Annotated in this window: 15 protein-coding genes; 2 read left to right on the top strand and 13 right to left on the bottom strand. The window is 60.3% G+C overall.

From position 1 onward, the window contains the following. Positions 1–69 precede the first annotated feature (69 nt). The 12 genes from ACE103_RS29550 to ACE103_RS29495 all read right to left on the bottom strand — a co-directional run bounded on the left by ACE103_RS29550 (position 70) and on the right by ACE103_RS29495 (position 13,088). On the bottom strand, positions 70–321 hold the full coding sequence (locus ACE103_RS29550; protein ID WP_223970033.1) for a hypothetical protein: 252 nt from the start codon (positions 319–321) through the stop codon (positions 70–72). Then, positions 318–2,525, bottom strand: coding sequence for a chemotaxis protein CheA (locus ACE103_RS29545; protein ID WP_375775921.1), 2,208 nt, complete (start codon positions 2,523–2,525; stop codon positions 318–320). The genes ACE103_RS29550 and ACE103_RS29545 overlap by 4 nt, the downstream gene beginning before the upstream one ends. Continuing rightward, complete coding sequence (locus tag ACE103_RS29540; RefSeq protein ID WP_375775920.1) at positions 2,522–2,911, bottom strand: response regulator; 390 nt, start codon at positions 2,909–2,911, stop codon at positions 2,522–2,524. Before ACE103_RS29540 ends, ACE103_RS29545 begins: the two co-directional genes overlap by 4 nt. Then, positions 2,908–3,759 (bottom strand): CheR family methyltransferase, encoded by an 852-nt coding sequence (locus ACE103_RS29535; protein WP_375775919.1) that lies wholly within the window; start codon positions 3,757–3,759, stop codon positions 2,908–2,910. The genes ACE103_RS29540 and ACE103_RS29535 overlap by 4 nt, the downstream gene beginning before the upstream one ends. A gap of 3 nt (positions 3,760–3,762) precedes the next feature. Next, positions 3,763–4,368, bottom strand: a complete 606-nt coding sequence (locus ACE103_RS29530; RefSeq protein ID WP_375775918.1) for a HEAT repeat domain-containing protein — start codon at positions 4,366–4,368, stop codon at positions 3,763–3,765. Next, entirely contained in the window at positions 4,368–5,273 is a 906-nt protein-coding gene (locus ACE103_RS29525; protein ID WP_375775917.1) for a chemotaxis protein CheB, read from the bottom strand. The genes ACE103_RS29530 and ACE103_RS29525 overlap by 1 nt, the downstream gene beginning before the upstream one ends. Continuing rightward, the gene (locus ACE103_RS29520; RefSeq protein ID WP_375775916.1) at positions 5,270–6,796 is read right to left on the bottom strand and encodes a chemotaxis protein CheW; all 1,527 of its coding nucleotides are present in this window, start codon (positions 6,794–6,796) and stop codon (positions 5,270–5,272) included. The genes ACE103_RS29525 and ACE103_RS29520 overlap by 4 nt, the downstream gene beginning before the upstream one ends. Next, positions 6,789–8,570 (bottom strand): methyl-accepting chemotaxis protein, encoded by a 1,782-nt coding sequence (locus ACE103_RS29515; protein WP_375775915.1) that lies wholly within the window; start codon positions 8,568–8,570, stop codon positions 6,789–6,791. Before ACE103_RS29515 ends, ACE103_RS29520 begins: the two co-directional genes overlap by 8 nt. A gap of 529 nt (positions 8,571–9,099) precedes the next feature. After that, entirely contained in the window at positions 9,100–9,609 is a 510-nt protein-coding gene (locus ACE103_RS29510) for a ferritin-like domain-containing protein (protein WP_375775914.1), read from the bottom strand. A 125-nt stretch (positions 9,610–9,734) separates the two neighbouring features. Then, positions 9,735–10,592 (bottom strand): hypothetical protein, encoded by an 858-nt coding sequence (locus tag ACE103_RS29505; protein ID WP_375775913.1) that lies wholly within the window; start codon positions 10,590–10,592, stop codon positions 9,735–9,737. Positions 10,593–10,797: 205 nt separating this feature from the next. Further along, positions 10,798–10,953: a DUF2934 domain-containing protein gene (locus ACE103_RS29500; RefSeq protein ID WP_375775912.1), complete on the bottom strand. Its 156-nt coding sequence runs from the start codon at positions 10,951–10,953 to the stop codon at positions 10,798–10,800. A 14-nt stretch (positions 10,954–10,967) separates the two neighbouring features. After that, positions 10,968–13,088: a catalase gene (locus tag ACE103_RS29495; RefSeq protein WP_375775911.1), complete on the bottom strand. Its 2,121-nt coding sequence runs from the start codon at positions 13,086–13,088 to the stop codon at positions 10,968–10,970. Positions 13,089–13,905: 817 nt separating this feature from the next. On the opposite strand from ACE103_RS29495, the gene ACE103_RS29490 reads away from it, so the two are divergent. Both ACE103_RS29490 and ACE103_RS29485 read left to right on the top strand, forming a co-directional pair. Further along, positions 13,906–15,171, top strand: coding sequence for an HlyD family secretion protein (locus ACE103_RS29490; protein WP_375775910.1), 1,266 nt, complete (start codon positions 13,906–13,908; stop codon positions 15,169–15,171). A 14-nt stretch (positions 15,172–15,185) separates the two neighbouring features. Then, complete coding sequence (locus ACE103_RS29485; protein WP_375775909.1) at positions 15,186–16,769, top strand: DHA2 family efflux MFS transporter permease subunit; 1,584 nt, start codon at positions 15,186–15,188, stop codon at positions 16,767–16,769. Positions 16,770–16,831: 62 nt separating this feature from the next. Here ACE103_RS29485 and ACE103_RS29480 read toward each other — a convergent pair whose 3' ends face one another. Continuing rightward, on the bottom strand, positions 16,832–16,975 hold the full coding sequence (locus tag ACE103_RS29480; protein WP_375775908.1) for a hypothetical protein: 144 nt from the start codon (positions 16,973–16,975) through the stop codon (positions 16,832–16,834). Positions 16,976–17,722: the final 747 nt, after the last annotated feature.

Below are 17,722 nucleotides of genomic sequence, written 5' to 3'. Positions count from 1 at the left end.
CGATTGTGGTTCCTTCGCTTGGAACCGAATTTCTCAGTGGTTTCGCATCTTTGGCGGGGCGGCGAAAGATCAAACTTGACGGTTGAAACGCGCCAAAGCGGGGCCGATAAACCGTTCGAGAAAAGGGCCGCCGGCGGGCCCCCGGACCGTACGACCGGAAACCAGAAGAACCTGGATCACTGTCGTGTGGGCGCTCTCGCAGCCCTGCCAGTCGATCTGAGCCGCCGGATTGGTCAGCAAGTGCTGCAACAGCGTTTCGCCGTCCTCGGCGGGGCATGAGCCGATCAACCGGATGACGTTATCTTGCAGTGCGATAGTCACGCGAACAACTCCTGCAGATCCAATACGACCAGAACGCGTCCGTCTCCCAGCAAGGTGGTTCCGGAGACCGACCTCATACCGCCCAGGAGCCCTTCCATCGGCTTGAGCATGACGTCGAGCCGTTCGCCGAGGCGGTCGACCTCCAATCCACCGATCTGTCCACTTGTGGACACAACCACGATCTTTGCCGACTGCCGATCGGCTTCATCACATGTAAGGCCGAGCGCTTCCGCGAGGTTGATCAGGGGGATGGTCCGCTCCCTGAGCACAAACGCCCGGCCCGATCCAATTGGGGCGATTGCGCTGCGACTGACAATTGTTGTCTCAAGAACGCTGTCGAGTGGGAGCCCAAAAGCCTGGCCCGCCGCTTCCACGGTCATCACCCGTGTCATCATCAGGCTGAAAGGCAGCACCAAACTAACCGTGGTTCCGATGCCGCGCCGGCTGCGGACCGCGGCCGTGCCGCCCAGGCGTCCTACGGCCGCTCTGACCGAATCCATTCCGACCCCGCGGCCGGACAAGCCAGTCACTGTTGCCGCAGTGGAAAAGCCAGCCGAAAAGATCAGGTCGACCGCCTCCGCATCTGGCATGGCTGACAGCGCTTCCTCCGAAGCTATTCCCCTCGCGGCGGCGACCGTGCGGATCCGGTCGACGTCGATGCCGGCCCCGTCGTCCTCGATCTCGATGAGGATGTTCTCGGCGTCCTGGCGTCCGCGCACGATGACCGTGCCCATCGCAGGCTTGGCGGCCAACTCACGCCCCGCCGACGTCTCGATGCCGTGATCCACCGCATTGCGCAGCACATGCAGCAATGGCTCGAACAGCGCATCGACAATGGTGGCGTCGGCCTCAGTGCCTTCGCCCTCGATGATCAGCCTGACGGTCTTGCCGACGTCGCCGGCAATCTCCCGCACCAACCTCGGAAATCGACGAAAAACAGTTCGCAGCGGAAGCACGCGGATGCGAAGAACCGCGCGCTGAAGTTCGGCTGTCAATCGGTCGAACCGCCCATGTTGATCGTGCAGGGCTGAACTGACTGCTTCCGGGCCTTCATGATTTTCAAGTTTTCTTGCCAGATGCCCAATCGTGTTTTTCACGACAAGCAACTCGCCAGTGAGCCTCACGAGCGCATCGATCCGGTCCATATCTACCCGCAAAGCACGTGAAGCAGCGATCTGCGCGGTTGGCGTATTGGTCGACTGCGTTGACGTAGCCTCCCTTTGCAGCGCGGTCTCGATGGCGGTAATCAATGGGCCCGCCTTCCCTTGCGCCAGCGCGACAGCCGACGCCGCCTCGATCTCAGCGGCGAGCGCACTCTTGCCGATGTACCGCAAGGTGTTGGCGGACGCGCGGCCCGCGGATGCAAGGCGGCCCAAAAGACCGCCAAGCTCTTCCTCACGCAACAGCTCGACCTGGGCTTCGAGGATTGCGGTCGCACGCGCGAGATGGTCCGCGTCTAATGCAGGCATTTGGGATGGAATCAATTGGCAGATTTCTGCTCTGTCACCGAAACCATGAAGAGCCTCCCGGATTTCCCCGATGGGGGCTCTCGTCAGTGCCAGAATTTCGAGATTGCAGCTGAATGTGTTCATCGCTTCGAGCGAAATCGCCGGATCTGTCGGAGCCAAATCGACGATCAGCAACTTCGGAAGGCTCGCGATGGCCGAGATTGGATCTTTCCCATGAAAGAAGGCTTCCGGATCCGGTACCAGGCGCACGGCAGTCAGCGTCCCGAAGAACTGGTCGCCGGCGGCATTTTGCAACCTGTTCAGCCAATCGCCGCCAGGCGGGATGGCAGCGACGGCCTTCTCGCTTTCGTCGATATCCATCGAGCCGGCGAGTCGGGCGATCATTTCGTCCGCGTCTGCCTCCGCAGTGGGAGGCGTCCCGCCATTCGCCTGCATCGCATCCAGCCATCGCGACGTAAGATCGAGACAAGCCAGACACTCGTTGAGGACGTTTGGAGAGACGGCGCCTGTCGAGGAACGTAGCAACGCCAGGATGTCTTCAGCAGCATGCAGTGTTCTTGCCATGGCGGCGAATTCGACGATGCCAGCGGCCCCCTTGAGCGTATGAAAAGCTCGGAATGCACCGTCCAGGCTTTCCTTGTCACCGGGTTTCGCTTCGAGCGCCATCAAATCGTCGATCGCCTGGACGATGAGCTCCCTCGATTCCAGGAGAAACTGCTCCATAAACTCGTTCATTGCGGCGCTCCGCAGAACGCGGCTGCATACTCCGCCAGAACTTCCTGCTTGATCGGCTTTACGAGATAGTAATTGGCGCCGGCGCGTCGCGCCGCGGCCAGGTCCTGTATTCCGGCCTCCGTGCTGATCACCAGGACCGGTACACCCGACACGGGAAGCTGCTTCGAGCGCAACTCGAGCAGAAACGTGATTCCATCCATTTGCGGCATGTTGACGTCGACGATAGCCAGGTCGAAGGACTGCAACAACACCTTCTCCAGACCCTCTAGACCATTGAGAGCTTCCTCCACGATAAAGCCACGCACCTCCAGGGCCGAGCGATAATATGTCCTGATGAGCGCGGCATCATCGATGATGAGGATTCTTTTTTTGGAAGAGCCGTTCACGGGCGCAATTCCTCCGGCCTTCGATAAACGATCGCGCCCGAGTATCGGCAGACTTCGAACAGGGGCGAGATCCGACTCATTGACTCGGTATGTCCCAGACAGATGAAACCGCCTGGCAGCAGGTTATCGTACAAGTTTTCCGCGGCGATGCGGCGGGATTCGTCGTCGAAGTAGATCAGAACGTTGCGGCAGAAAATCACATCGAATTGGCCCTGCGGCTTGGTTTCTCTGGTCTCGATCAGGTTAACGCGGGAAAAGCGGACCGACTGACGTAGGTCGTCTAGAATTTGCCATCGCTCGGCGTCCAGCCCACGAAAGTAACGGCCGATCAGTTCGGGCGACATTCTCATGAGCGCCCGTTTGCCGAAGATGCCTTCTCCCGCCGCTTGGAGAACGCGGGTATCGATGTCCGATCCCACGATCTCGATGTCGTAAGCGTCGACGTCCTTCCAGTTCTCGAGCAGCCAGATTGCAATTGAATAGGGTTCTTCTCCGGTCGAGCAGGGTACCGACCAGATCCGGATGGTGTCGCCGAGCTGCTTTGCTGCCGTGCGTTCCTTCAAGAGATCTGCGCTGAGGCACGCAAGTTGGTGGTCCTCACGATAAAAGTAAGTCTCGTTGACGGTGAACGCGTTGATGAGATGCTCGACCTCGTCGCGAAGCTCGCTGCGGAGATAGGCGAAATAGGCTGCAAATGATTGGCTCGATGTCGCGTCTATTCGATCAAGAATACGGCGTTCGACGTAGTACCGCTTCGTCTGCGTGAAAACCATGCCGGTCCGCCGGTACAGAAACTCAGCGAGCTTCCGGTACTCGTCCTCGGTTATGTGAAGCGGTGCGACAAACATATCTCAGCGTGATCCGATACGATCGCGCGCGACATTGATTGCAAATTTGAGAAACGGGTCATCTGGAAAGCGATCGGAACATCGTGCCAACACCGGCAGGCTCGTTGCATCGCCAGTCTCGGCCAAAACCTCGATAGCGGCCGCGCATACATTGGGGTTGAGCTCACGGTCCATCATATCTCCGAGCAGCCGGCTTGCGTCCTCAGTTGGAAGGCCGCGCGCAATCTCGCATGCGAGCAACCGAACATCCGCGTCGGCATCACTCAATAGGCCGGGAAGATGCGTAGCGGCCGCAGCTGGCATGGCGCGGAGCGCATCAAGAACCGCGGTTCGCTGAGCTGCATCGTCGGAACGCAAGTAGGGCAGGGTAACCGCGGCGCTTTCCGGCGAGCCGATCCTGGCAAGAGCCGTCAGGATGGCCTCGCGGACTCGGGGCGCGCGCTCCTTTGACAGCGCTTCGCTTAGCAATGGAAGCGCGTTCGGAACCGCCGGAGCGTTTCGTGCAGCCGTCCATCGGTCCTCCAACGCCCCCCCGAGAAGCATTTCGGAAAATCGGCGGTCGTCCAGCGCGGGCTCTGTTGGGGATGACGGCTTGCGTACCAGCGGCATCAGCTCACCAATTTCTTCAACTGCGCTGCAATCTTGTTGAGTGGCATAATGAAGTCGGCGCCCTTCGCCTTGACCAGTTCTCCGGGCATACCCCAAACGACGGCCGTTTCCTCCGCTTCCGCGATGGTCTTGCCGCCACCTGCATGGATCAGCGCCATTGCCTCCGCCCCGTCATTCCCCATGCCCGTCATGAGTATGCCGATCAACTGGCTTGCGGCCATATGGTTCAGTGCGGTCCGGACCAACCGGTCCGTGCTTGGGTGCCACGGATAGTCGGCCTGTGCGGGGGCGGCCATGGCGAGAAGAGCCGAGCCCCGCCTTGACACGATGACATCGGCGTCGCCGCGGCCGATGTAGACGTGCCCGGGCTGGACCACGATCGGATCACGCACTTCCTGAACGCGAAGCGCGCTCATTCCGTCCAGGCGGCGCGCCAATGGCCCAGTGAAGGTTGCCGGCATATGTTGGGCAACCAGGATTGGCCACGGGAAGGACGGAGGAAGTCCCGAGAGCAGGGCCTCCAGTGCCGGGGGGCCTCCGGTCGAGGTCCCGACCAGCACCAGACCTTCGCCTTTGCGGACTGACTTGGCCCTTCTGCCAGGTGACGACGCGGGGGCGCGGGCGCCTTCGCCGATCCGGAAGCGGACCCTGTCGCGGAGCCTCAACGACACCATGACGACCGGGCAGGGCGTCTCGATCATGATCCTGTCGAGGCAGGAGAGGCCGTCCATTTCCGGCATGTGAACATCTAGCGTCACCACGTCGGGCCGAAAGTCCGTAATCGCGGCAAGCGCCTCACGCCCGTTTCGGGCGAAGCCGACCTCGAAATCGGCCTCTCTTGAAAACGCCTGGCCGATCAATTTCCGGACGAGTGCGGAATCGTCGACGACAAGGACTTTGATCACAGCTTCGTCTGCCGGCTCTCTTTGTTGAGGGCTCCCTTGTCAAAGGAATCCAGCAGGCCTCGTTCGGTCCGGGTCAATAACTCGGCAGGGTCGAGCAGCAGGACGATCCTGCCCGACGCCTCGAGATTGATGACCGAATGCACAACGCCGAGTGCATCCCCGGTTAGATCGGGGGATGGCTTGATCGATTCAGGCGCGCAACGCAGGACCTCCTGTACGCTGTCGACGATCAGGCCGGCACGATGTTGCTTGGTCCGAACCACGACCAGCCGGCGGTTCTCTCCCGCGATGGTTGCGGTCATGTCAAAGCGGCGTCGTTGATCGACAACCGGAAGGACTTCTCCCCGAAGATTGACCACGCCTTCAAGGAACTTCGGCGTCTTCGGAAGACGGGTCATGCGATCCGGCACCCTTGCGACTTCCTCGACTGCCTCGATGGGTAGTGCGAACTCACCGCCGTCGAGCCGGAAGACCAGAAACTGTAGCTCCGCGGCCTTAGCCTCGCCGTGACTGTCCTCGACCTTCGCTTTCATGGCTGCATCGCCCTGCATGAGCTTTTGCATGATATCCTCGCGAAACAAGCGCTCCGGCGCCAGAATCGAAACGAGTCTGCCTTGCGCTGCACGATAGATTTCCTTGATTTGCGCTTCCCCGCCGGCGCGGGCAGCGAGAACGGGGGGCGCCGGTTCGACCCGGCTGGGATCGACCGAAAGAACTGCGCGGCTGCGATCGGCGACAAATCCGACCACGACGTCGCCAATGGCGACGATCAGCACCTTCTCTCGCGAAAGGACGGCCGACGGCAGCCCTAGCAGCCGCCGCAACGATAGCAATGGCAACAGCCCGTCACGGTAGGGCATGACGCCACGTACCGCCTCGTCGCTCCCGGGAACGAACGTCAAGCTCTCGGGCGCAGTGACGATCTCCCGAACCGCCTCGAGTGGAAGCGCATATTCCTGACCGGCGACCTCGAAGGTGACCAGACGCTGCCGGATGGTCTCGACCGCGGCATCGCGTATGGATGCCGCTCCGATCGGCGCAGCCCGCATTTGCCGTTTTGTTGTGCTCTGCGCGAAGCCCCGGCGCAACAGTTCGGCAACGTCCAGAATCTTGGTGACGTGAGTGCCGCTGTCGAAAACGCCGGTCAGATGTTCGCCGGCTTCGGACGCCATCTCGGCCTCCGCTGTCTTGACCTGTCCTGGCACAACACGAACCAGGTTCGCGATCTCGTCCACCGCCAACGCGACGGGCGATGCGCCAGCAAGGACGATCAGACGGGTGGTCGGTGTCGAAGCGGCTTCCTCGCGTCCCAGAAGCCTCCGGACGCTCGCCACGGGGAGCACCGCGCCGCGATGGTTGGCGAGACCCAAAAGGCTCCCGGGGGCCTGCGGGATCCGCGCGAGAGGCGGCATCCGGGCCACTTCCGACACCAGCGCGGCGGGCAGGGCGTAAAAACGACCCTCGCTCTTGAACGTCAGAAAACGTTCGTCGGTCAACTCTCTGGCTTCGACGATATCAGCCATTCTGCTTCGTCAATGCCTCAGATAAGGATGCAATCTCTTCGATCGCGGCTGCAAGGTCGTCCGCACCCTGAGCTTGCTCGGCGGACGCCGTCGCGGCTTGCCGCGAGGCTGTGCTTGCTTCCTCCGCGGCGGATGCGATCTGTCGGGCTGCGGCCGCGGTCTCTCCCGCCGCGGTCAAAATTGCGCCGGCGCCTTGCTGGATGAGCTTGTTGGCATTTCCCAATGCCGCGAACTCGCCGGTGGCATCTTCGAGCGCCTTGATGACCGAACGATTGTTCTGAACTTCGACTTCTCCCGCGGTGATGATCTGTTCGAGATCGCGCCGAAGCAGCGCGATATGATCAAGAATGCCGCGTACCGTATCCTTGATGCGTTCGACGCTTTCCGACGCCTCGCGGGCGAGGGAGCGAATGTCATTTGACACAAGGGCAAAGCCTCGGCCGGCTTCGCCGGCGCGCGCTGCTTCCACGGATCCACTCACAGCAAGCATGTTGGTCTGAATATTGACCAGGGCGATCGCATCGACGATCTTCTCAATCTTGCGGCCGATCGCTTCGAGGGAGATGATTGTCTCGAGGCTCGCACGGGTCTTGTCGAGGGCCTTGGCTACACCTTCGATCAGGCTTTCAACAGCCTCGCGACCATCTGCGAGCGACTTGACCATGATCGTGATACGGTCGGTAGCCAGTCGCCCCTTTTCCTGCGCGATCCGCGCGCTCTTCTCGATTTGGGCCAGCGCGGCCGAAGTCTGCTGCGCGGCCGCAGCCTGCTGTTGCGACCCGCGATTTATTTGTTCGACCGCGGTCGAGATCTGACTGGCTGCGCTGGACAGCTCCTGAATGGTCGCCGAAAGCTGCTCCGCCATGCTGGCGATCTGCTCGGCCGCCGAAGCGCCGGCGCTGCCGGTGCGAAGACTTTCCGAGATGGACGCGAGGGACTGGGCGGCTGCCTGGCCTTGATCCAGCGATTGAGCCTGCTGACGGATCGCCGACTGGGCCTCGTTTGCAGCGGAGGCCTGTTCCTCGGCCGCTCCAGCAACGAGTTCGGCACCTTTTTGTGCCTCCTGGATGGCGCGCTCGGCTTCGATGGCCGCCGTGAGCGTCTCCTGGCTGCCGTCGGCGAGCTCAATCATGCCGGCCCGCAGCCTGTCCAAAATTTCGACGACAGACTGGCCCGTCTTGGCATGTTCGACGGCCATATCCGCCGCCGCTTTGACCGTTCCGGCCGTCTCGCGAACGTTCGACTGGATGTCCTCCGCCAGTCCCTGCACTTCGATGGCGCTCTTGTCCGAAACCTCGGCGAGGGCTCTGACCTCGTCGGCGACGACGGCAAAACCGCGCCCATGATCGCCGGCACGTGCGGCTTCGATGGCAGCGTTGAGAGCAAGCAGGTTCGTTTGATCTGAAATTCGGCTCACCGCGCCGGTGATTTCGCTCACATCCTTCGCCCGACGTTCAAGCTCGCGTATAATCGCGCTCGAGGAGACCTGGCGTTCGGAATTTCGCTCGATGGATTGAATGGACGCGCCGATCTGGGCAGCGGTCTCGGCAAGCAGAACCTGGGCGGTTTCCGTCCTGCGCCGGGAATTGTCGGCTTCTCCGCGGGCCGTTGTCAGGTTGGCTGTAACCTGCCGGATTGCCGCCAACTGCTCTTGGGAAGCCCCCGCTGCCTCGTCTGCACCCGCCGCAATCTGCTCCATGGAGCGCCGAAGTTCTTCCGCTGCCGCCGAGGCTTCCGAGAGGCCGCTGGATAGCTCTTCCGTGGCGGCGGCCACCCTCTCGGACACCTTGTCCTTGCCTAAGGCATTCCCGGCCCTGGTCGTCCGCCGTGCCGGGGGCTGCACGGCCCCAACTGCGCGCTGACCTCCGGCCGAGCGCCGGGCCTTTGCCGCCGAACCTGCTATTTTAGACGTCTTTACAAGGGCCATATGGAATCTCGATTGAAGGGGCGCCGGGCTCACGAGCCGGACCATACGCCATATTTGCACAGATTGGGTATTGCCATTGATCCGACGCGCCCGCTTGAACTGAAGGGGTGGCGAGTGAATGACCTACCGGCACTGGGATATGAACAGGGTGGGCTGAGTGCCCCGAACGGCAAAGCCTAGGCTTGCGGGATACCGACGTAAGAAGAGCGGCGAGCGCACCGATCCACCACAGCAAGTTCGAATCCACCACAGCAAGTTCGGCCTCACATTTTGCCAGTTGGCCTGCCAGGCAGGAAAAGCCTCACTCAACGGGATCGCCGGACTTCGATCGAAAGCCCGGCAATCGCGAGAACCCGTCTAGTGGACCGAAGCGTTGCTATGCCGCAAGGTCGTGTTCAGCTTCGACATTGACCAGGGTCTCGGCGAGCCTGGAGAGGGTCGAATCCGTGGCTTGCTCTTCGTCCAGCGTTGCCTGCAAAAGTTGGGCGGCGTCCGGCAGTCCGAGCTCTTCGGCCCAGGTCCGCAACGTACCGTAACGCGACATCTCGTAATGCTCGACGGCCTGCGCCGCCGCCAGCAAGCCGGCATCGAGTGCGGGCATACCCTTGAAGGCTTTCATGATCTCGGCACCTTCTTCGGTAATGCCGTTGATGGCAGCGCAGGTCTTCCCGCGTGCCGGCTTGCCGATGATCTTGAAGACCCGATTGAGCCGTTTAATCTGGCCTTCGGTTTCCCGCAGATGCTTGGTGAAGGCCTTCTGGAGGTCCTTCGAGTGTGCCGCCTTCGCCATCTTCGGCAGCGTTTTGACGATCTTATTCTCCGCGAAATAGATGTCCTTGAGCGTTTCGTGGAAAAGGTCGCTCAGCAGCATTGGCTTTTTGGCCATGGGTTTTTCCTTACTTTGAGAATTGTCCGCGTCTAAATCCGGCTCAGCGCAAGAGCAGGATCAGGATGATGAGAGGGATCGGTATTCCAACTAACCAGAGAAGAATCGGCATTATTTTGCTCCTGTCAGGTGCGCATTGCGGGTTTAAGCCGGGAGTGAGAGCCCCATGTGCCGTCCCGCAAGCCACCACCTTCGGTCGCGGCAAGACTGGCGCAGAAAGCTCCCAATAGCAGTGACGCGGTCAACCAGAACGCAAGCTGGGCCGTCGCCTTTCGTGCCGCATCGGTATCGGCCTTGATTTGCGTGACGACGTCATTGACGCGCTTGTCGGCCGCGGCCTGGTCGAGCCCGGTTCGCGCTGCCACGACCTTTGAGACGTACTCCCGATCAGTCGGCTTCATCTCGCCGCCCGCCTGGAAGCTCGACGTGAACAATCGGAGCATTTCGCCGCGCGAGTCGTTTGCTGTCGCTTGCGCCGATGGAGTATTCGGCCGTAGCAGGGTGTCGACGTAGCCGTCCATCGGGCCGGATCGGTTCGCAAACGAAGCCGCGCCTTGGCCGGCGGTGCCGAGTCCACCTCCGATCAAACTGGTTGCGGGAGTGGCTAAGAGAATTACGCCGACGACGGATGCAAGCGCCCAGGCGATAAAGCCGTGAGCCGTGTCCCTGAAATAAACCTCATCCGTGTGGATGCCGATCCAGCGGGATCGCAATCGGCCTGCAATGTAGCCACCGATCGACGACGTCAACATGGCGATGACGATCAGATAGAGGCCAGTCCCGATTTTGAAAGTGGTGGTGGAGACGCCGGCGCCGGTCCACGGAGAGACGACAGATAAGCCAAATCCGACGCCGAATGCCAACAGGACCAAGGTCAATGCGCAAGAGACGACGGCCCCGGCCGTGACTGCACCCCACGACACGCCCGAGACGGAGGGTTCACCGGCATCGGATGCTGGTTGGACGACGACGGTATCGATCATGATGCTTATCCCATTTTGCGATGAGATCAGCTCATCGTGCCGCAACAATAGGCAGTCGCAGCAATGGTTCCTCGATGGTTGCGTCATGATTTGCCATCCAAGCGACACCGCTTGCGGCTCACTGAGGCGGAGCCGCAAGCGGATTGAGCCGGCTCAATCCGCCTGGATGTGTTGGACGGCACGCAAGTGCTGGCGATGCCGTACGTTATTCTAGTCTGTCCTGCGCCGGTTCAGGCGCGGCCTCCGTCCGGACTTCGCGCTCTGCTTGCAGCCAAAAATCCATTTCCGAGCCGTGTGTCTTGCCGCTTTGCTCCCAAAGCTCGTAGGCGCGTCGTCGAATCTTGTCTTCCAGGCTGGTCATAACCGTCTCCGTTCCTAGGGCATCTTGACGTTTGGCTCACGTTTCCAGACGCGGAGCTTGGCGAGGCCATCGACAAACGATTTGGCATCCTTGGCGCTTTCCAAGGCGACACAGCCTTCATCAAAATCCTCCGCGGCGATGGCTTTCTCGAGCAACGGCAGCGCATAGCCGACGTAGCCGATGAACTTGCAGTGAGCAAAGGCGTCGGCGACGAAGTCCCGTGCCGAAGACTCATGGAGCAGGTCGTCCATGGCTGCCTGAGCCGGCAGCAAGGCAACGGCATCGTACAACACCGAGGGGCCGCCATCGATCATTTGATCGGCCTCGATCCAGCTGCCGTCGCTCGCTTCGGCTCCCGTGACCGTCGGCGCGATGATCTCGTACGTAGCTCCGACCTTGTCGAGCGCGGCCTCAAGTGCCTGGAGGAGACTGGCATCTGTTCCATCGGAAATCAGGATACCCAACTTCCGGCCCTCGAAGCGCTTGGGTCCGTTTTCGACGATGCTGAGCGCCGGCGAGGGATCGAGATCCTGACGCGTTGGCACAGCAGCGTCTGCCGGTTTTGGCATCTTCCGTAGACCAAGTTTGCCGGCGACCTTGTTGGCCAGAGCCTCATCGATGTTGAGGAGATGCGAGACCATCCGTTCCCGGATCGCAGGCGTTTTGACCTTGCTGAGCTCGAACGTCAAAGCGGCGGCGATGTGCGCCTGCTCTCCCATGGTTTGACTGATGAAGAACTGACGCGCCTGGCTGTAGTGGTCTGCGAAGCTCTCGGCGCGCAGACGACGTTTAGGGCCTTGCTCGACGTCAGCGAATGACGTGAAGCCGCGCTGTGGCGACTCTCGGGGGCCTTCGCCGAAGGAGTTCGGCTGGTAATTGGCGCGCCCGGCCGGGTTGCGCATGGCCATGTGGCCATCCTGCTGAAAATGGGCGAACGGGCATTTGGGCGCATTGATCGGGATGTGCGTAAAGTTCGGGCTTCCGAGCCGCTTGAGCTGTGTGTCGAGGTACGAAAAGTTGCGCCCCTGCAGCAGCGGGTCATTGGAGAAGTCGATCCCCGGCGGAACGTTCTGGGTCATGAAGGCGACCTGTTCGGTTTCCGCAAAGAAATTGTCGGGCATCCGATTGAGCACCAGCCGACCGACAGGGAGGGGAGGCAGGATTTCCTCCGGTATGAGCTTCGTTGGATCAAGCACGTCGAAATCGAAGGAATCAGCGAAGGCCTGATCGAACAATTGCAGCTGAAGTTCCCATTCCGGGAAGTTGCCGCTCTTGATGGCGGTCCAGAGATCCCGGCGATGGAAGTCAGGATCGGCACCATTGATCTTGACGGCCTCGTTCCAGACTACCGATTGCATGCCCAATTTGGGCTTCCAGTGAAACTTGACGAAGGTGGGCTCGTTCTTCGCGTTCACAAGCCGGAAGGTGTGGACGCCGAAACCTTCCATGAAGCGGAACGAGCGTGGAATGGCGCGATCGGACATCACCCACATGATCATGTGCATGCTCTCGGGGGTGAGGCTGACGAAATCCCAGAAATTATCGTGTGCCGATTGCGCCTGCGGAAAGGCGCAGTCCGGCTCTTCCTTTACCGCGTGGATCAGGTCGGGAAACTTGATCGCGTCCTGGATGAAGAATACCGGGACGTTGTTGCCGACGATGTCCCAGTTGCCTTCCTGTGTGTAGAGCTTCACGGCGAAGCCGCGGACATCCCGGGCAAGGTCGGATGAGCCCTTGCTTCCGGCCACGGTCGAAAAGCGCACGAACGCAGGCGTTTTTTCGCCGGCGCGCTGGAACAGGTCAGCCCTGGTGTACTTCGACAACGGCTTGTAGTTCTCGAAGAAACCGTGCGCCGCGTAGCCACGTGCGTGCACGACTCGTTCTGGGACCCGTTCGTGATCGAAGTGGAAGATTTTTTCCCGAAAGTGCAGGTCCTCGAGTAGCGTCGGACCGCGCGGGCCGATTTTCAGGGAGTTCTGGTCGTCGGAAACGGGACCGCCCTGCGCTGTCGTGAGCACCGGCGTTTTATCTGATGCGACCTGATGAAGTTCGCCTCCTTCACCACGGTCAAGCTTTTGATCGTGGATCGTTGCCGTCCCGCCAGATCTGCGGGCCTTTTTCGTTGTCTTCGTCATTGTTTTGCTTCCCGGGACGGAATTGAGGAATCCTTAATCCGACGAGGTGCGGTGCTGTTCCTATTTCGAGCATGATCGTGATGCCGTCTGGATGCTTAAAGCGACATCGAAACCGGTCGCCCACGGTAGCGGCAAGGGAGCTCCAGCATGTCCATCGATCATGCTGACACCGGTGCGCTCAGTCCGATGGCGATCCGTCCACCGCTTCCGCACAAGCTCGCCCGCAACCAACTTAGGAACTTTGCGTCTCGCTTGAAACTATCTCAGCGGGGTGAACTCGCTTGGGCAAAGGCGAGTTTCCGGGAGTTGACGTCAGTCTGCGTTGCGGGAGTATGGAGAGCGTCCGGAAAGTTGGGGAAGCGTAGACGGCCTGGCCTGGTCGTCCCCGGAAGCTGTTCAGGCGAACGTGGCGCGAACCGCGACGTGTCACGGCCTGCATGTCTCGGCTGGCGTGCTCCGGATGCTGACCACTGGCGCAGGTTCTGGCAAAGGGATTCCGGGGCCGACGTCCAGTGCCGCATCTCTTGCTTCGTACTGTTCTGGGTGGCGGAGTTCTCGATCGTCTGTCTGCTCGGAGCGGGCAGATGAACGATCAATCGCTCGATCCGACGCGCCCGAATTTGCGCCTCGGGGGACGAAGGCGAAGGCCGCGTCCGCACCCTTGGCTACCTGGTTGGCCTCGGCCACTCCCAGCTTCCCTGTCCTTTCCGAAGAACAAGGACACCCTAGCGGGAACAAGCGGCGATCCGGTCCGTTTCCCACGCTTCGGCCATGCACAGAAGCCGGCAATCGCAATGACGGAATGGAGCGAGGCGGAATGAGTTCTGCAGATCCGACAGATGTGGGTTCGTCCAACTCAGCGACGGGGGATGCGTCGCGCAAGGGCCGTTCATTCGAGAACAGGCCTAAAAGTATATCGGATCCTATCTTTGCAGAACACCGTGACGTTACGTCCGAGAAACCTCAAGCAGATCCGGAGGCAAATCCCGAAAGTCGAGAAGCCGACCGAGGACCAGCGGAGACTGATCAAAGCCAGGACCAGGGCCCGAAGGGCATTAAGGGGGCATACCGAAAGCACCCGATCGCGATCGTTGTCTGCCTTGGACTAATCGTCGTCGGCGTCGTTGCGGGCATCGCGTGGTATCTCCACGCCCGTCACTACGAGAGTACAGACGATGCCTTTATCGACGGTCGGCCGGTGCTGGTCAGCCCGCAAATCACCGGCAGCATCATCAGCGTCAATGTCACCGACAACCAGGTCGTGAAGAAAGGCGATCTGCTCGCGACCATCGATGCAAGAAACTATAGAGCCGCGGTCGATCAGGCTGACGCGCAAATCCGCCAAAACAAAGCAACTGAGAAAAACTTCGAAGCCCAGATTGCAGGCCAGAGAGCACAGGTCGATCAAGCCACCCAGCAGGTGACGGAAGCGGCGTCGGCACTCAAATTCGCGACCGACGAAAACACGCGCTACCAGGATCTGGTACAGAAGGGCGCTGGGACGGTTCAGCGCGCGCAACAGGCTTCATCCGACTTCAATGGCAAACATGCCGCCCTTGACGCAGCAACCGCGGCCAAGGTGTCGGCCGAACGGCAGATCGATGTTCTGAACGCGCAAAAGGTCGGGGCAGAGGCGCAACTCGATCAGTCCAAGGCGCAAAAGGATCGTGCTGATGCCGATCTACAGCGAACCGAGCTGCGCGCAACAGTCGACGGGCGCGTAACCAAACTGACGGGGGCTGTCGGCGCCCTCGCTGTGCCGGGGCAAGCGATCATGATTGTGGTGCCGCTCGACATCTGGGTGACAGCCAATTTCAAGGAATCGCAACTGGCCGACATGCGCGTCGGGCAGCCCGTCGATATCAGGATTGATGCGTTCGGGGGCCGCAACTTCCCTGGCCAGGTCAACAGCGTTCAAGCGGGTAGCGGAACCGCTTTCAGTCTTTTGCCGGCCGAAAACGCTACGGGCAACTATGTGAAAGTGGTGCAGCGCGTGCCGGTGAAGATTACTTTCAACCAGCGTCCAGACGTTGAATTGGGACCGGGCATGTCAGTCGTTCCCACCGTCACCGTCCGTCCCTGAGCGGATCGTGGCAAATGCCTGACGCATCCGACAAGGGCGAATACGGCAACGCGAATCCCTGGATCATTGCCGTGCTGGTTGCGATCGCAACCTTCATGGAAGTACTCGATACCACCATCGCCAACGTCGCTCTGCGTTACATATCGGGCGGCCTCGCGGTCAGCAGCGACGAAGCCTCCTGGGTCATTACCACCTACCTGGTGGCCAACTCCATCGTACTGTGCGCCAGCGGCTGGATCGCCGAACGGTTCGGCCGCAAGAACTTCTTTCTGGTTTGCATTGCGCTGTTCACAGTGAGCTCTCTACTTTGCGGGTTCGCGTGGAATCTGCAGGCGTTGCTGGTTTTCCGCGTGGTTCAGGGGCTGGCGGGCGGCGGCATGACGCCGGTGGCGCAATCAATTCTGGCCGCGGCCTTCCCACCTGCAAAGCGGAGCCAGGGGTTCGCGCTTTACGGCATCGCAGTGGTTGTCGCGCCGGCAGTCGGGCCGACCCTTGGCGGCTGGCTGAGCGACAATCTGTCGTGGCACTGGTGCTTTCTCATCAACGTGCCGGTCGGACTGATCTCGCTCGTGCTGATCTACGTGATTGTTCCCAGCTCGCCGAAGAAGAAAAAAGAGCGTGAGCGGAGCTGGGCCAGGGGCCTCGACTTTGACTTCGTGGGGTTTCTGCTGATCGTCACTTTCCTCGGTGGCCTGGAGTTGGTTCTTGACCGCGGCCAGATCGACGACTGGTTCGACTCGAGGTTCATCGTGACGTTTGCGGCGATATCCTCCACCGCGCTGCTGCTGTTCATCCCATGGGAGCTCAATCGTCCCCAACCACTCATTGACATCAAGATGCTGACCGGTCGCCAGTTCGGTACCTGCTTTCTCATTATGCTGGTGACGGGCGCGCTCCTAATCGCGACGACGCAGATTATGCCACAACTGTTGCAGGAAGAGTTCGGTTATACCGCCACGCTGGCTGGTCTTGCCATCTCGCCGGGTGGCGCGGTGACGATGTTGATGATGGTAGTGGTTGGTCGTCTTGGGTTCGTTCAGCCGCGATATCTGATCGCCGCTGGGGCGGCGATAGCTTGCTACGCGATGGTTGATCTGCTTCGCGTCACCGCTGATGCAGATTATTGGTACTTCGCCTGGTCACGTATCTATCTCGGAATCGGCTTGCCGCTTATCTTCATTCCGATCACGACCGCGTCCTACGACGGCATTCCGCCGTCGAAAACTGATCAGGCCTCGGCGCTAATCAATCTTGCGCGAAATTTCGGGGGATCGATGGGCGTTGCACTCAGCCAGACGGTACTGGCGCGGCGCGAGCAGTTTCATCAGAGCCGTCTGATCGAACATGTCGGCTCCTGGAATCCGATTTATAACGATGCGCTGGGCCGCATACAGGGGTATTTGAATGGGCGCGCGGCCACCGGCAGCTCATCCGGAACAAGCATGGCGATCGTAAATCAGATGGTGCAAAGCCAAGCAACACTCCTTGCATATATCGATGTATTTGTTGCGCTGGGCGTGATCGCCGCAGTGATGGTGCCGCTGGCCCTGACATTGCGCACAGTCAATCGGAACGTCGGTGCGAAATCTGCCCATTAGAATGCGGCTCTCGCTGATAAGTCTTCCCGCAAGGCACGGAAGAACCGATGCCGACCTTGCCATCAGCGGATTTGGCGGTACTCAATGATTGGCTCATCGCCTTTGCGGCAGCCGACATCGATGCCATCCCATTTGTTGCCGTCGAGCAAGAAACCCGCGATCATCAGGGTCTCGCGCGAGCCGGCTTCAGGGCTTGCCGCCGCCAATCCGCTGTATCAGTCCTCAGATATCATGGGGTCAGAAGCCTCGATGACTGCGATGACGTCGCCTTTGACTTTGATGCCGAGTTCATCAACGGACACATTCGTGATCCACGTTGCTGCCGCCGACATCGACCGTGACGTGAGAGGTAGTGGCACCCCTTTTTACGTCCCGGACGGTTCTCTTGATCTGATTGCGGGCACTAATGCGCATTGTGCTTCCCGGTCACTCGTCGCAACTCGATTGACGGAGTTTCGCTAATCCCGCCCGCTCGCTCAGTGGGCTCGCCTAGGGGCAGCAGCGGACCCTGGGTCCATAGCGACGCATCGGTCTCTAGCGGGGCAATCCCTTTGCAAAACATGCAGCGGAGTTCGGTTCGTTCGTCTAAAGCCAAAACCGATTTGAGGCTTTTCCACAGCGCGGGCAACCAGTCAGGTCAATTGCTTCCTCTCTTTGCCCGCGCTAACTTTTGCGAGGAAAGATTCCTTTCTGACGTTTTCGATTTTTTCCGGACAAATTGCATGGGAAAATCGTCGAGAAGGCCAACATACGAGATGATTGCGGGCTTAAGCGCCGCAGAAGTGCAGTTGGGGCGGCAGCGCGCTATCGAATTCATTCGAGGCGAGACACGGGACGACAACGCCCTGGTGGTTCAGGCCATCGGGCATCTTCGTGGCCCGAGACGCTCGCGGGCTCGCAGGCCTCGATGACGTGCCCTCGATGCGAGAAGCTGATGCAGCTCATCGAGCGGG

It is taken from the genome of Bradyrhizobium sp. ma5 (assembly GCF_042258955.1).
GTDB lineage: Bacteria > Pseudomonadota > Alphaproteobacteria > Rhizobiales > Xanthobacteraceae > Bradyrhizobium.
The sequence above is the reverse complement of the archived record's forward strand: the minus strand, read 5'-3'. Positions and strand labels throughout refer to the sequence as shown.